Annotated in this window: 11 protein-coding genes; 3 read left to right on the top strand and 8 right to left on the bottom strand. The window is 56.9% G+C overall.

The features are described from left to right. The 5 genes from GS614_RS12535 to GS614_RS12515 form a co-directional block, all read right to left on the bottom strand. The gene (locus GS614_RS12535; protein ID WP_171119312.1) at positions 1 to 768 is read right to left on the bottom strand and encodes a citryl-CoA lyase; all 768 of its coding nucleotides are present in this window, start codon (positions 766 to 768) and stop codon (positions 1 to 3) included. After that, entirely contained in the window at positions 765 to 1937 is a 1173-nt protein-coding gene (locus GS614_RS12530) for a CaiB/BaiF CoA-transferase family protein (RefSeq protein WP_171666315.1), read from the bottom strand. The genes GS614_RS12535 and GS614_RS12530 overlap by 4 nt, the downstream gene beginning before the upstream one ends. Positions 1938 to 1941: 4 nt before the next feature. Beyond that, on the bottom strand, positions 1942 to 3453 hold the full coding sequence (locus tag GS614_RS12525; RefSeq protein ID WP_152460312.1) for a tripartite tricarboxylate transporter permease: 1512 nt from the start codon (positions 3451 to 3453) through the stop codon (positions 1942 to 1944). A gap of 1 nt (position 3454) precedes the next feature. Next, positions 3455 to 3937 (bottom strand): tripartite tricarboxylate transporter TctB family protein, encoded by a 483-nt coding sequence (locus GS614_RS12520; RefSeq protein WP_152460311.1) that lies wholly within the window; start codon positions 3935 to 3937, stop codon positions 3455 to 3457. A gap of 66 nt (positions 3938 to 4003) precedes the next feature. Beyond that, positions 4004 to 4987 (bottom strand): tripartite tricarboxylate transporter substrate binding protein, encoded by a 984-nt coding sequence (locus GS614_RS12515; RefSeq protein WP_171666311.1) that lies wholly within the window; start codon positions 4985 to 4987, stop codon positions 4004 to 4006. Positions 4988 to 5094: 107 nt separating this feature from the next. Here GS614_RS12515 and GS614_RS12510 point away from each other — a divergent pair, with 107 nt between their 5' ends. From GS614_RS12510 to GS614_RS12500, 3 genes are read left to right on the top strand one after another with little or no spacing between them, the layout of a single operon-like run. Further along, positions 5095 to 5763 (top strand): response regulator transcription factor, encoded by a 669-nt coding sequence (locus GS614_RS12510; protein ID WP_152460309.1) that lies wholly within the window; start codon positions 5095 to 5097, stop codon positions 5761 to 5763. Continuing rightward, positions 5753 to 7132 carry a sensor histidine kinase gene (locus GS614_RS12505; protein WP_171726461.1) on the top strand — a complete coding sequence of 460 codons (1380 nt, stop codon included), beginning with the start codon at positions 5753 to 5755 and terminating at the stop codon, positions 7130 to 7132. The genes GS614_RS12510 and GS614_RS12505 overlap by 11 nt, the downstream gene beginning before the upstream one ends. Then, positions 7111 to 8118, top strand: coding sequence for an extracellular solute-binding protein (locus tag GS614_RS12500; RefSeq protein ID WP_171726460.1), 1008 nt, complete (start codon positions 7111 to 7113; stop codon positions 8116 to 8118). The genes GS614_RS12505 and GS614_RS12500 overlap by 22 nt, the downstream gene beginning before the upstream one ends. Positions 8119 to 8129: 11 nt before the next feature. Here the strand turns inward: GS614_RS12500 and GS614_RS12495 are convergent, their stop codons facing one another. From GS614_RS12495 to GS614_RS12485, 3 genes are all read right to left on the bottom strand, one after another. Next, entirely contained in the window at positions 8130 to 9446 is a 1317-nt protein-coding gene (locus GS614_RS12495) for an HlyD family type I secretion periplasmic adaptor subunit (protein ID WP_171364369.1), read from the bottom strand. Continuing rightward, positions 9446 to 11185 (bottom strand): type I secretion system permease/ATPase, encoded by a 1740-nt coding sequence (locus GS614_RS12490; RefSeq protein ID WP_371809401.1) that lies wholly within the window; start codon positions 11183 to 11185, stop codon positions 9446 to 9448. Before GS614_RS12490 ends, GS614_RS12495 begins: the two co-directional genes overlap by 1 nt. Before the next feature lie 756 nt (positions 11186 to 11941). Next, positions 11942 to 14860, bottom strand: a complete 2919-nt coding sequence (locus GS614_RS12485) for a M10 family metallopeptidase C-terminal domain-containing protein (protein WP_171726459.1) — start codon at positions 14858 to 14860, stop codon at positions 11942 to 11944. Positions 14861 to 14966: the final 106 nt, after the last annotated feature.

Raw genomic sequence — 14966 nt, 5'->3', positions numbered from 1 at the left:
TTACGTCTCGACATAGGTCCAGCGATAGGCAGGCGGGGTCGGTCCCTTGTTCCGGCCGCCTTGCTGCATCTGTTCCCACGCATGGGCCAGAATGCCAACAGATCTGGATAGGCAAAACAAACCGCGTGCCAGTGGGGGCGCAAAACCCAACTCGGCATAGATCACCGCGGTGGCACCATCTATGTTCATTGGAACGGGCTTCCCTTTGCGCCGGGCCAACTCTGCCTCGATCGCCTGTCCGATCTGTAGGAACTGACCATCGCAAGCCCCGTCCTTCACAGCATCACGGACCAACGCCATCAGACGTGGTGCGCGCGGATCCGTCGGCGTGTGGAACCGATGGCCAAAACCCGGCAATATCTTTCCTTCACGCTCGATCCACTCGTCCAGCGTTTGATCCAACCGGCCAGGATGTTGCGCCACGAAATGGTACAGCATAACCGCTTGCTCGCCAGCCCCGCCGTGAATATCCCCCAACATGTTCACTGCGCTCGCCATCGCGTTGTTCAGGGGCAGTCCGCAGGTTACGGCCATCCGCGCCGTTGCGATCGAAGGCGCCTGAGGCCCATGGTCCACGGCGGCGACCAGCGCGGCCTCGAACAACCGGGCCTGCGCCCCAGATGGTCGGTCGCCACGAACCATGAACCAGATCATCTCGCTGAAACTGAGACTTCCGATCAGATCCTGAATCGGCTCTCCGCGCAGGTCGATCCGGCCCGGTTCCATATCGATGATGGAAGTCGTCCACCAATCGGACACATCGCTCATATGATGCCTTCCTTGCTCAAAGCGTCAATTTCCGCACCGGACAACCCAATTTCAGACCAGATCGCGTTATTGTCTGCCCCAAGTTCAGGCGGCGCGGTATGGGGCATTTGCCGTTCGCTGTCCATGACAATGGGGCTGCCTGCAAGTTTCATGTCTTCGCCCTGCACCCGCAAAGACCCGATCAGGCCGCGACCGGCAAGCTGTTCGTCATCAAGCGCCTCGGCCACGGTCAATACCTGCCCGGCCGGCACTCCGATTGCGTTGAGTTCGCTGACCCAGTCTGATGCCGCTCTGGTCCGCAAGGTCTCCTCCAGCGCCGCGCGCAGGGCGTGGCGATTGCGCTTGCGGTCTTCGCGCGTTTCATAGTCCGGGTGGGCCAGCAGGTCTTGCCGGCCCAGATGCCGGGCCAGTGCCTGCCACTGTTCGTCGCGGTTGGCGGCAATGTTGATGGGCGCGTCAGAGGTTGCAAATGTTCCTGATGGCGCTGACGTCGTGTTTTCGTTGCCATGGGCCCCGGGAATGGCACCGGCGATCAGATAGTTCGACACGACCCAACCCATTGTCGAGATCACGGCCTCGGACATTGCCACATCCAGATAGGCCCCGCGAGGATCCGCGTTCAGGGCGGCGGACACTGCAAAAGCGGCCGTCATCCCACCGATCGTGTCCGCCAAAGGATAGCCAACGCGATAGGGTGCGGTGTCAGGACCGCCGGTGACAGACATCACGCCACTGATACCCTGCACGATCTGGTCATAGGCCGGATCGCTTCGGCGCGGGCCATCCTGACCGAACCCGCTTATAGCACAGTAAATCAGGCTGGGGTTCACATCGCGCAAGACGCCATACCCAAGTCCAAGCCGATCCATCACACCGGGGCGAAAGTTCTCTACCAATACGTCGGCCGTCTGTACAAGGCGTTTCAGAAGCGCCTTGCCCCGTTCTGATTTCATGTTGAGCGTGATAGACTTCTTTTCAGCATTCTGCGCCAGAAAGCTGACGCCCATACCGGCCTTGTTTCTGGCAGGATCAGCACCCAGAACGCGGGCAAGGTCGCCACCGTCAGGGCGTTCGACCTTGATCACTTCGGCGCCCATGAGCGCCAGTTGATAGCAGCAATACGGACCCGCGAGGACATTCGTCAGATCGAGAACCCGTATTCCTGCCATTGGCTCAGTCACCGTCGGCAACTCCTGCGGCCCGAGCACGCGCCCGGCGCGCGCGATAGCTGGGCAACAGCACCAGCAGCACCGCGACAACAAGCAGACCCAGCGTCATCGGACGTTCCCAGATGAAAGCAATACCGTCATAGAGCTGCATCGAGCGGGCAAAGTTATCCTCCATCATCCCCCCGAGGATGAAACCGATCAGCAGCGGCGCAAGCGGGTAGTCGGCAAATTTCAACGCCGTGGCGCAAACACCGAAGCCAACAAGTATCAAAAGCTCGGTCGCGTTGTTCTGCCCGATATAGGCCCCCATCAGAGTGAAGAACAAAATGAAGGGGATCAGGTAATTGCGCGGAACCGAGAGAACCTTTGCGATATATGGGATCAGCGGCAGGTTCAGGATCAGCAGAACAAGGTTGCCAATGAACATTGACATGATGACGGCCCAGAATATCTGCGGCTCGTCCAGCATCAGCCGTGGGCCGGGTGTCACGTTCAGGGCAATCAGTGCGCCAAGCAGGATCGCGGTGGTGCCAGACCCGGGAATGCCCAGTGTCAGCAGCGGCACGAAAGAACCGGTGCATGCCGCGTTGTTCGCCGTTTCGGGCGCAGCCAGACCTTTTATTGACCCTTTACCGAATTCGTCCTGTTCCTCTTTCGGGGCAATGTTGCGCTCGACCGCGTAGCCGAGGAAGCTGGCAATCGTTGCCCCCGCACCGGGCAGAACCCCGATGAAGAAGCCCTGTACAGATTGGCGGCCGATCACCGGTGCGATGGCCTTGGCTTCACTGCCTGTGATGCGCAGGTCCTTGATCTCGCCGTCATCCCCCTGAAGGTTTTTGGGTTTGAGCACCAGAAACAGCGCTTCGGGCAGGGCGAACATGGCCATGGCAAGCGTGATGAAGCCAAAGCCCGATTGCAGATCCATGATACCCATTGTGAAACGCGGCAGGTTGAACAATGCACCTTCACCGACCGTTGCCATGATCAACCCAAGTAGCGTCATGATGACGGCTTTGGCCACTTGACCGGTGCCTGCGAAGGCTGCGATTGCCGACAGGCCCACGACCATAAGCGCGAAATACTCGGCCGAGTGGAACAGCAGTGCCACCGACGACAGAGCAGGGGCAAAGACCATCAACAAAATGGCTCCGATCGTACCGCCGGCAAAACTTGCAATAGCTGCAACAGTCAACGCTTTGCCCGCTTTGCCCTGGCGGGCCATCGGATAGCCGTCGAAACTGGACGCAACAGTGCCCGCGACCCCCGGCGCGTTGAGAAGGATCGAAGATGTCGAACCGCCAAAGATGGCGCCGTAATACACTCCGGCCAGCAGGATCAGCGCTGCGGACGGGTCGCCCATGGAAATCGCGACCGGGATCATGATGGCGATGATCGACATCGGCCCAAGACCCGGAAGCATGCCGATGAACGTGCCGATCAGGCACCCTGCGATCACCATCAGCAGGTTTTGAATTGAAAACGCCGTTTGCAGACCGATCAGAAGTCCTTCGAGCATGTCAGCCTCCGAAAATGCCCGGCAATGGGCGCATGTAGATGCCAAGAACTTCCTGAACCAGATACCAGACCGCGCCTGTGGCGATCAGCGCGACGGGTAGCATGACGTGCCATTTGCGCTCACCCAGAATGAAAGACCCGAGGATCAGAAAGGCCGAGGTCGAGATCAGAAACCCAACAGGGCGCAGGCAAAGCGCGTAAATCACCATCAAGGCCAGCAACATAAGTGCTTGATCAAGGTGGTATTCCCCCAGTCGCCGGTAATCGATATCGGCTTCCTTTGGTTCCGCCTTTTCAAAACCCAGCAAAATGATCGTGGTGGTAACGACACCCAGAACCGACAGCACTTTGGGGAAGGTGCTGGGCCAGATCGGATTTCGCTGCATGAAAGGGGGCAGGCTGCCGTCCATCGTGAACCAAGCGGCGTAGCCATATGTCAAACACACACCCAGAAGAATGAGCGCGATCCAGCGATCCAGCGCCATGAGAGCCCCTCCCTGTTCCTGTTCGTGGGAAGGCAGAGCGGCGGATCCGCTCTGCCGAAAACGGACTTAGAGGAAGCCCAGCTTTTTCATAAGATCGCCGATCTGCTGTTCCTGCTGCTCCAGGAACGTCTGGAAATCTGCGCCCGAGTTGTGGATGTTGACCCAACCATTGCGTGCACGAACCTCTTCCCATTCCGGGGTGTCGTACATCTTGGCAATCGCTTCTTGGTAGGCGGCCAGTTTTTCTTCGGGCAGGCCGGGGGCCGCGAAGAAGCCGCGCCAGTTCACGAAGGTGGTATCAATACCCTGTTCCTTCATCGTCATCGCGTCAGGAGCCGCATCAACGCGCTCTTCGGATGTCACGCCGATAATCTTGACTTCACCCGCATTCGCCAGATCGACCGCTTCCGAGAAACCGGTGGACAAGGCGGCGATTTCACCCGACAGCAGGGCCGCCATGGCTTTGCCGCCCGCATCATAGGGGATGTATTTCACGCCAAGCGCATCCTTGCCCGCTGCTTCCATCACCATCGCCGCCACCAGATGGTCCATGCCGCCGGGAACCGAGCCGCCACCGATCGCTGTGCCGCCTGGGTCCGCATCAAAAGCGGCAAGCAGATCCGCCATCGAGTTGATCGGGCTGTCTTTGCCCACAACGATCGCGGCATAGTCGCCGATAGTGCCCGAAACCAGCGTCAGATCGCGGAAGTTGTGAGGAAATACACCGGTCAATGAGCGGATCACGATCGGCGTCGAGTTCACCATCAGAGTGCCATGATTGCTGTCGGCATTTTCAATCAGGTATCCAATGGCTTTGCCACCACCGCCGCCCGACATGTTTTCGTATGACGCCGTGCCGACAAGGCCAGCTTCTGTCAGCGCTTCGCCCGTGCCGCGCGCCGTTCCGTCCCAGCCGCCACCGGCGCCACCGGGGATCAGAAAGTGAATGCTGTCCACGACCTGATGGCCATCAGCCAAAGCCGGCCCTGTCAGGCCAATTGCGGCCACAGCTGCGATCAGGGCGCGACGGCCCAGTGTGAATGTCGTCATGATGTCCTCCCATTTGACAACCAGCCGCATGGCGGCTCAGATTGGGTGGAACAAAAACACATCAACCTGACATCAACCTGTCACGCACGAAAAATAGCAAAAATCCCATGAAATTCCTCCTTGTGGAAGACAATCTTGATCTGGCGAACGCCATCTGTTCGCGCATGAGGTTAGACGGCCATGTGGTTGATCATGCGTCTAAATTGGACGAGGCGACCGCCTTTACCGAAACTCAGGAATACGACCTTATTCTGTTGGATATCATGTTGCCGGATGGGGACGGGCGCGACTTTCTCAAACGGCATCGCGCAGGTCGCCTGGACACCCCCGTGATCGTTTTGACCGCACGCAGCCAGGTTTCGGATCGAATCGGTTCGCTGGATCTGGGGGCCGACGACTATGTCACCAAACCGTTCGACCACGCCGAACTCGAGGCCCGCTGCCGCGCCGTTCTGCGTCGCAAATCCGGGAATTCACGGACAACGATTGAAGTGGGCGGAATAGTCTTTGATCCATTGGCAGGTCATCTGACCGTAGGGGATGAGACTGTTTCGTTGCGCAACCGGGAACTGCGCCTTCTGGAACTGTTCATCAGCGCGCCTGGTCAGGTTTTTTCGAAACAGAAACTGACCGACCGGCTTTTTTCATATGATGACGATGTCTCGGACAATGCTATCGAAGTTTACGTTGGCCGCCTTCGTAAACATCTTGAACCGTCGGACCTGAAGATCACCACGCTTCGCGGTCTTGGGTACAGGCTGGATCATGCCTCCTGATCCCCCTCCTGATCCCTATGTGTCAGGATCGCTTCGGAACAGGCTGGTCCTGACTTTGATCGGTGGTGCCGCGATATTGGCGTTTCTCCTGTTTATCGCCGTTCGCAACTATGCCGCACAGGTCGCGCAACAAGGGCAGGACAACATCCTGGGGGCGTCTGTCACCTCAATTCTAGACGCGGCCGCCTTGCGCGACGGTCAGTTGGAGGTTGATATTCCCTATGCAGCCTTCGCCATGCTCAGCACACCGTCCGACGACCGGGTTTTTTACGCAATTTTTCAGGATGGCGCGTTTCTTTCAGGATATGAAGATCTGCAGCAGGCCACAGGGCAATTCGACGGCAAGTGGAGCTTTCAAACCAGTCGGATAAGGGGTGAAACCATACGTCAGGTCAGTGCTCGGCGAACCTTGGTGGGCCTGAACAAACAAACCGTTATCGAGGTCGCGTTGGGCCAAACGCAGGACGCGCTTGCGGAAACTCTGGACCAGATTTCACGCAACGCGGCGATTTTGGGCGTCGGGTTCTTTGCCCTTACCGCTGCGCTGTCGTTCTGGGCCACCTCGTCTACGATTGGCCAATTGAACAGGCTTACGACCTCTGTCACCCGGCGCGGCCCGCAGGACCTGAGCCCGTTCAAAAAGCCCGTACCCCGCGAAATGGCGCCTTTGGTGGCGTCGTTGAACTCTTTGATGGGGCGACTGGATCAGTCATTGAGCCAATCGGAAGATTTCATCGCCGAAGCGGCCCACCGGGTGCGCACCCCTTTGGCAACCGTTCGATCTTATGCCGATGCCACGTTGCAGAGGGTTGAAAAGGAAGAAAATCGCGAAGCATTGCGCTCAATGGTGCGGGCGATTGATGAAAGCTCGCGCGCGGCGGGGCAATTGCTGGATCATGCGATGATCACGTTCCGCGCCGATCATCTGGAGCGCGAAGACATTGATCTCAATGCTTTGGTCCGTGATCTGGTGCAGCGTCTCACGCCAATCGCCGAGATGAAGGACTTGTCGCTTTCCCTGAGTGGCGATCCAAAGGTTTCCTACTCGGGAGATCCGATTCTTATTCAAAACGCTGTGCGCAACATGATCGACAACGCTCTGAAATATGCCCCTGCGGACAGTTTTGTACGCATCGAGGTTGTTTCGGAGCCACGCATTCAGATAATTGTCAAAGACCGTGGGCCGGGGTTTCCTCCTGACGAGATCGGCACTTTGACGCGCCGTTTTGAGCGCGGGAAGAACGCAAGCGGAACCATCGGATCCGGATTGGGCCTTACAATCGTTCAGGACGTGGCATCTGCGCATGGTGGCTCACTGGAATTGACCAATCGGCAGGGGGGCGGCGCGTGCGTTATCTTATCGCTTTGATTTTCTTCAGCCTTCCTGTCGTTGTTGCCGCCCAAACCTGGGAGGACAGGCAGGTTTTCAACGCCTCGGCAAATGAGGCGCATCTACGCGTGATCTCAAGCACGGACACCTTTCTGTTCGAACCCTTGATTGCGGGTTTCATCGAAGAAAACCCCGGTATCTCTGTTGAATACCTGGTGACCGGCACCGCAGATATCGACCGAATAGTCCGCGCCGCGCCGGAAGACTTCGATGTTGTCATATCCAGCGCGATGGATCTGCAACTGAAGCTGGCAAACGACGGTTTCGGGCGTATCATCGACGACATACCGCTGCCATCCTGGGCCCAATGGCATCAAAGCCTGTTCGCGTTCACATCGGAACCGGCGACAATCGTGATTAACCGCGCGGCCTTTGCCGGCGGCCCCATCCCCGAGACCCGGCAACAACTAATCGAAATCCTTCGTTTGCGTCCCGATGATTTCAGGGGCCGTGTGGGCACCTATGACATCCGTCAATCCGGTCTGGGTTATCTGTTCGCAACGCAGGATGCCCGCGCGTCCGAGACGTATTGGCGGCTTATGGAGGTGATGGGTGGATTGGACGTACGCCTGTACTGTTGTTCGGCGGATATGATCGATGACCTCGTCAAAGGTAAGATTGCAGTGGCTTACAACGTTCTGGGCAGCTATGCCGAAGCCCGCGCCGGAAGCAAGGACACTGTGGAAATCATTCTGCCGTCGGATTTTCAGACGACCATGATGCGCACGGCCATGGTGTTGAATGGCACCCCGCAACCGGACGCGGCCACGTCTTTTCTCAAACACCTGATTTCCAACCAAACCAAGCGGGTAGGCGACCCTGTTACCTTGCCGCCCTTGGCCCCACACGAAACTGGCACCGATCGCGAAATGATTGGGCTGGACCCGGGGCTCATGACATTTCTGGACAGGCTGAAACGCCGCCGTTTTCTGGCTGAATGGGAAAACGCGGTCATCCAGCGATAACCGCGTCCGCATCATTCGCGAAACGCGCGGTTGAAGTAGTCTGCCATCGGTTTCACAAGATAGGACAACGGCGTGCGTTCGTCGGTCTTGATCAGAGTCTCAACCGGCATACCCGGCAAAAGTTCCTGACCATTGAGCCGGTCGACCTCACCGTCATTCAGCACCACTTCGGCGCGGTAAAAAGTGAAACCGGACTGTTCATCCGTGAAGGTGTCCGCCGAGACGTTGTTGACCTGTCCTTCGAGTTCGGGCGTTTCGCGTTGATTGAACGCCGGAAAGCGCAGGGCAACGGATTGCCCGACATGCAACTGATCCACATGGATCGCATCCACCCGCGCTGCCACCAACAGCGGCGTGTCCTGCGGAACCACATACATCATGGGTTCGCCCGGCTGAATGACCGATTGCAGAGCAAAGACCTGACTGCCGTAAACCGTTCCGCTGACAGGTGCGCGAATTTCAAGCCTGGCCAGACGTTCCGCCAGGGACAAACGTCGTTCCCACAGCTCTGCCACCTGCGCCTGAACGTCCCGCAAAGTGGTGATCGCTTCTTCCCGCCGGGTCGCGGTCAGTTCGACAATCTTGATCTCGGTTGATGCAATCTGTCCCTTCAGGCGCGCAACGGAGGCTTCCAGTTTGCCGATTTCGCCTGTCAGACTGGCTTCTTCGCGTTGCAGCGCCAGCACGCGGCTGTTTTGTGTCAGACCCCTGCTCAACAGGCTTTGCTGATCCTTCAACTCCGCCTCGATCAACTCTGTCTGGCGGCGCAACGAGACCAACTGAGCCTGCGTGCCTGCGATCTCGCTTTCTATCTGAACCAACTGTTTGCGCAGTTGTTCGTCCTGCTTGGACAGCGTTTCCAGCCGGGCATCAAACAGATTCTGCTGTCCCTCAATCAGGTCGGGATCAATGTTGTACTCTTTTTGAACCTCGGCCAGGCGCGCCGCCAATTCTTCGGATGTCAGGCCATCCCGCTCGGCCTCCAGCCGGGCACGGCGGGCCAGCAGATCAAAGAGTTGAGATTCTACGATCGTCTGTTCCGAAGACAGAAATGTGTCATCCAACCGCAAAAGCAAATCGCCCGAGGCAACCGTATCACCGTCGCGCACGAAAATCTCGCCGACCACGCCGCCGTCAGGATGTTCAACGACCTGACGGTTGCTTTGAACTTCGATTACGCCCGAAGATACAATCGCCCCGGCCAGCCGCGTTTTCACGGCCCAAAGGCCCAACCCGCCGACCAGAATGCCAAGGGCAAGGAATCCCACCAGCGCAGGTATTTTGATGCCCCAGACGGGGACGGGTGTCTTGGTTGATTTTTTCGCCATTATTCACCTACGGGGCTAAGCTTGCGCTTAATCGCGCCCGCATTCTGGACCATTGCGTTCAGAACCTCGTCGCGGCTGCCGAACCTTACGACCTGGCCTTTTTCCACAACAGCAAGATCGTCACATTCCGAAATGGCCTGCGGGCGGTGCGTCATGATGATGGCGGCCTTTCCCGCTTCCTTGAGGCCGCGCACGGCTGCATTCAAAGCTTCGGTGCCATCTGCGTCGAGGGCCGAGTTCGGCTCGTCCAAAATGAGCAGAACCGGGTCGCCATACAGCGCACGGGCCAACGCAATGCGCTGTTTCTGACCGCCCGACAACTGACTGTCATTGCCTTCAAGGAAGGTGCCGTAACCCTTTTCCAATGACAGGATCAGTTCATGTGCCTTGGCCTTCTTGGCCGCCGCAACCACCGCTTCTGAATCCGGGTTTTCCGACATCCGTGCAATATTCTCAGCAACGGTTCCGTTGAACAGAGTGACCTGCTGCGGCAGGTATCCGATATGGCTGCCCAGATCGTTGGGATTGTATTGGTCCAACGTGGCGCCGCCCAACCGGATCTCGCCCGCCGCCGGTCTCCAAAGCCCAAGCAGAGCCTTGGCCAGGGTCGTCTTGCCCGACCCACTTTTCCCGATCACACCAAGCGCCTTTCCCGGTTCCAGTTTCAGGTTAACGTTCCGCAACGTTGGCGCAGTAGCACCCGGAGGGATTACCGTCAGGGATTTGGCTTCCAATTGGGATTTGGGGATCGGCAAACGAATCCGCTGTTCCTCTGGCGGTGTCTGGTCCAGAAACCGGTTCAACGAATTCCAGGCCGTGCGTGCCCGTTCGACCAAACTCCATTGGCCGACAGCCTGTTCCACCGGGGCCAAGGCCCGTCCCAAGAGAATCGAGCCCGCAATCATCGCCCCGGGCGTCATTTCGTTTTGCAGTACCAACCACGCGCCCAAAGCCAGCATGGCAGATTGCAGGAAAAGCCGAAGCGATTTCGTCAGCGACGTGAAGCTACCTGTCCAGTCACTGGCGGAAATGCTTTGACGCAAAGCTTCCGTACGCTGGTTCAACCACCGCCTGGTCACGTCCGCCTGCATTCCCTGAGACCGTACAACTTCTGCTGCCTGCCTCGCGTGTTCGGAAAAGGCATTCGCCCGCGCCGCAGCGGATTGTGCTTCGGCCACCTTACGGCTGGTCAGGGCCTGGTTGAGCAAAGCAATCACCACAAGCAGTACGCCACTTGCAACGGCCAACCAGCCAAGCAGTGGATGAAAAATGAATATCGCCCCCAGGAAGACAGGTGTCCACGGAATATCCATAACTGCAAGCAACACGGGCGAAGAGCACAAGGTGCGAATGGCCTCGAGATCCCGCAGTGCAGTTGCCGGAGCCGATCGCACCTGGGGCACCAGAGACCGACGCATTGTGGCTTCGAAAACGCGCTCATCCAGCTTCGACTGGAACCGCGCACCAAAGCGGGCAACAATACGACCGCGTGCATAGTCCAGCATGGCCATCAGCGCATAAAGCAACGCAACAAGCAAAAACAGTGCGGTCAGAGTTTCAACTGCCCGTGAACCAAGAACCCGATCATATACTTGCAGCATGAACAGCGGACCTGTCAGCATGAGCAGGTTGACGAAGATGCTGAACAAAAACGCCAAGGCCAGAAAGGCAATGCCCTGATTGCGCACGTTGCGCAATTCATGGCGAGGGGCCGCTGACAGGCGGTGTTGAGGTTTCACAGTTTAAAATCCACATCATTCGGACAGGCATCGCCGCATTTAGAAAGTTAGTTCAGCATTGCCAAGTTTGCACATGTTTTTTTGAGCAAGAAACCGCAGACTGCGGGCTGGAAGAAGCACTTTTTGGCCAACGTCGCAAAGACTGTCTCAACGTTTGAACTCGGTGGTTCCGACGCACAGCAACTATGCGGTAACTATGCGGTCGCGGCCAAAAGCACCTGACCAGTTCCGAGGTCTGGGCCAACGCAAGATCAGGTTGTCGGCGACGGATACGCCAATGATGGCCCGCACAATCCGCGTCAGGTGATGACTGATTGCAAAGCCTGCGTCAGCGCCCGAGATCAAAATAAGAGCGCCTACTCAGGCTGCACAGAAGATGCGTGTTCGCGCATTTCAGCAGCGCGACCGCACAAACTATCAGGGCCAATAGGACAAACGAATAATACCTCCTCGCAAAGATGTTTGGAGTATCACCGTGATCGATCGCGGAACTTCGCGCGGCACACTATGGGTTTAAGATGTTGCCAGAACTGCCTGGAAACACCGGTTGTGGCTTGCTGGCGGCAGGGTATGTTGCTACGGCTCCGCTCAAACCTTGGCGATTTGCTTTCACCCTTCTGTTTGGTTTGACAGAGCTGACAAGGCGGGCCTGCAGGGCCGGGACACCGATCGAAATCGCAAGCCTTTTCACCGATCTACGCCAGAAACGGCACCGTCAGTTTACCCGAACGGGCCGCCTCCAGCGCCAAAGGATCTTTAAATCCAAAAGCTGTCTTCGTCCAAATGGGGTGTAAGTGTCGGACTGGCCTCGTCATCCTTGACGTCCAAGTTCCCACTCAATACGGCGGCCAATGAGTCTTCGGAAACGTTAAGCGCCCCGTCCTGAGCCTGATGCAAGTTCACCAGTATGTAGTCGTCTTCTACGTCTTCGGGAGCCTCAAGGTCAGGGACGAACTTTAGAATATCGACCGTTTCATCCCAATCGGACACACCCAAAACTTCTTCGCCCATCGGCGTTTTCTGATCGCCTTCAGTAAACCGAGCGAGTTTGGGCAATCCGTATCCCACTGTCCCACTGCCATCGATATCAAAGCCATAGAAAGTTTCGACCGCGACCACGTCAGGGACGGTGTTGGAACTGACATATACACCATTGGAATCCGTGACCCATTCACCGTAAGTTCCGTCCGAATTCTTCCACAATACCCGGTAGCCGCCACCTGAAGCCTCGGCGTGAATGGCCTGCCATCCGGAGAAGCTGTTCGGTCCGACAGTGGCGTTGTTGAATGTCAACTTGGTGGTGCCGCCAATCAGATATTCACCTTGGGTTGTCGCCCCCAGCGTTGTCGCGCCGTTGGATTCAATGCTGATCGTTCCATGACCCGTCAGCCCGTCATTGTTCAAGTCTACACCATAGAAGACCTCTACATCCGCAACATTGGTGATTGTTGTACTGCTTTGGAACTCACCGGCCGCATTCGTCGTCCATTCACCGTAGGACCCATCCGAGTTCTTCCACAACACCCGATAGCCGCCACCCGAAGCCTCGGCCTGAAGCGCCTGCCAACCCGGGAAGCTGCCAGGACCGGCATTAGCCTGGTTGAGCTTCAAGTCGATGCTGCCGCCGATTACATATGCGCCATTGGTTGACGATCCCAGCGTCGTGGAACCGTTGGATTCGATGCTGGTCGTGATATGGCCGATTTGCCCATCATTGTTCAGATTTGCGCCATAAAAGACCTCGACATCCCTGACGTCGTCTATGCTGCTGCTGCTGACAAAACGACCATTGGCATCCGTCACCCATTCCCCAAACGTGCCATTCGCATTCTTCCACAGCACCCTGTAGCCGCCGCCCGAAGCCTCGGCGTGGATGGCCTGCCAGCCAGGAAAACTGCCCGAGCCGGCTTTGGCGCCGTTTATGGTCAGTTCAATGGTGCCATTAATTAAGTATGAACCTAGGCTTGACGAAACGAGTGTCGTGGAGCCAGTGGTTTCAACCGTGACCGTACCATGACCCGTCAGCCCGTCATTGTTCAAATCAGCACCATAGAAGGCCTCAACATCAGCCACGTTGCCGATGCTGCCGCTGCTGAGGAACTGACCATTGGCATTTACCGTCCATTCCCCGTACGTCCCATTCACGTTTTTCCACAGCACTTTGTAACCGCCGCCCGAAGCCTCGGCCTGAATGGCCTGCCAGCCGGCGATCGTGTTTTGACCAACAGCCTGACCATTAAATACCAGCGTCACGTTCGAGCTGCCTGCATCCAGAACGTAAATGCCCTGACTTGCATGTTTCAGTGTGGTGCCGGTCGTCTCGATATCCGAAAGCTGCATGGCAGCTTCGATATTCGAACGAGTATACGCCTGTGATCCATTCAGGAATTGAATGGCCTCGACATCATCTTCCACTGTGAAAGTGATACGTGAAACGGCATCGATAAATTCGTATTTCGTGCCGTTTTTAATGAACAGATAGCTGCTGATGGCGCTGACAAATCGGATTGTGTCAGTGCCGCTTCCTCCGGAAAACGAGCCGGCATTGTTGGTCACAATGGCCCAATCGTCGCCCTGGCCGCCGAAAACCTGGTCTGCGCCGGAACCGTTCGCCAGATAAATGGTGTCGTTCCCCAAACCGCCATAAACGGTGTTGTTGTTGGTTCCGTCGGACACTGAATAGATCTTATCGTGACCATGGTTGCCATTCAGAACGTTCTGAGCGGTATTCCCGACGATCACGTCGTCACCGGTCCCGCCGATCGCGTTTTCAATCACAACGCCATGCGCGATTGTAAAGCCGCCCTTTATGCCCTCTGCGTAAGACACTACGCCGCCGCCGGTCTCGGAATAATCCAGTGTTGCGGCCCGCAGGTCGATCCGCGCCTTCGAACTGCCGACATGCTGGATGGTATCGTTTCCACCAGTATCCCAAATAGACTGATAGCCGGTACCCGCAACGTTTGCCCAAGGAAGCGTGTAGGTATTGTTGGCAGAGTTGTGGTTGGTATTGGCGCCATACATCGCCTGCAACGCAGCAATGTCCAAAGCGCCAAGACCCGTTGAACCACCATAAGTCGCGTTGACAGAGAGAATTCCGTTCTTTTCGGTCCAGCCATCATTATACGACATCACCGTGTAGACACCCTGATTCAGGCTGCCGGTCCCGAAAGAGTCAAATGGCGATGTGACGCCATTCATCACGGTTGTACCCAAACCGGTGTCGTGGGGATGACCCAACCCTAGCGCGTGGCCCAGTTCGTGGAGCAACGTAGTAAAGAAAAACCCGCCCGGATCGCCGTTTCCATTTGCTCCGGCAGTCCAGTAGGCGGTGTTGAAAGCGCCTTCGGAGGGGTTGCGCGATGGCGTGTAGTGGTAGCCAAGCGTTCTAGGATTTAAAAAAAAGCTGGTGGGCGCAATGACCTCTACCAAGTCGGCGGAAGCGCTGCCGGATTCGACAAACCTCACATTTGCGACAGCCTCGATGGCAGAAAGAGCTGCTCGGAATTCCGCCTTGTATTCCGCAGTCCACGCTTGTGTGCCCGCGTATTGTTCGAAGTGATAAGAAATTGTGGTGGTGTTCGAGGGATTGCCGTCACCGTAGGCAACATAACCTTGTATTGGACTGAGCGGAGAAGAAGCGGAAGGTCTTGGTATTATAGTCGTAGTAGCCATTGCTCAGCCCTGTACCTCGGAAGATTAGATTGCGCTCAGATGCACGCTTAAATTGTTCTTTTTATGACAAACTACTATGCACCAACCCTTTTGAAACAGGAGGTGA

The sequence above is a fragment of the Ruegeria sp. HKCCD6604 genome (assembly GCF_013110635.1).
Lineage (GTDB): Bacteria > Pseudomonadota > Alphaproteobacteria > Rhodobacterales > Rhodobacteraceae > Ruegeria.
This window is presented reverse-complemented; position numbering and strand designations above follow the sequence as displayed.

What these genes read in the sequence shown, in the direction of transcription:
- GS614_RS12525 (WP_152460312.1), bottom strand. Translation starts at nt 3,453, where the DNA reads ATGCTCGAAGGACTTCTGATCGGTCTGCAAACGGCGTTTTCAATTCAA.
- GS614_RS12485 (WP_171726459.1), bottom strand. Translation starts at nt 14,860, where the DNA reads ATGGCTACTACGACTATAATACCAAGACCTTCCGCTTCTTCTCCGCTC.
- GS614_RS12535 (WP_171119312.1), bottom strand. Translation starts at nt 768, where the DNA reads ATGAGCGATGTGTCCGATTGGTGGACGACTTCCATCATCGATATGGAA.
- GS614_RS12530 (WP_171666315.1), bottom strand. Translation starts at nt 1,937, where the DNA reads ATGGCAGGAATACGGGTTCTCGATCTGACGAATGTCCTCGCGGGTCCG.
- GS614_RS12510 (WP_152460309.1), top strand. Translation starts at nt 5,095, where the DNA reads ATGAAATTCCTCCTTGTGGAAGACAATCTTGATCTGGCGAACGCCATC.
- GS614_RS12495 (WP_171364369.1), bottom strand. Translation starts at nt 9,446, where the DNA reads ATGGCGAAAAAATCAACCAAGACACCCGTCCCCGTCTGGGGCATCAAA.
- GS614_RS12505 (WP_171726461.1), top strand. Translation starts at nt 5,753, where the DNA reads ATGCCTCCTGATCCCCCTCCTGATCCCTATGTGTCAGGATCGCTTCGG.
- GS614_RS12515 (WP_171666311.1), bottom strand. Translation starts at nt 4,987, where the DNA reads ATGACGACATTCACACTGGGCCGTCGCGCCCTGATCGCAGCTGTGGCC.
- GS614_RS12520 (WP_152460311.1), bottom strand. Translation starts at nt 3,937, where the DNA reads ATGGCGCTGGATCGCTGGATCGCGCTCATTCTTCTGGGTGTGTGTTTG.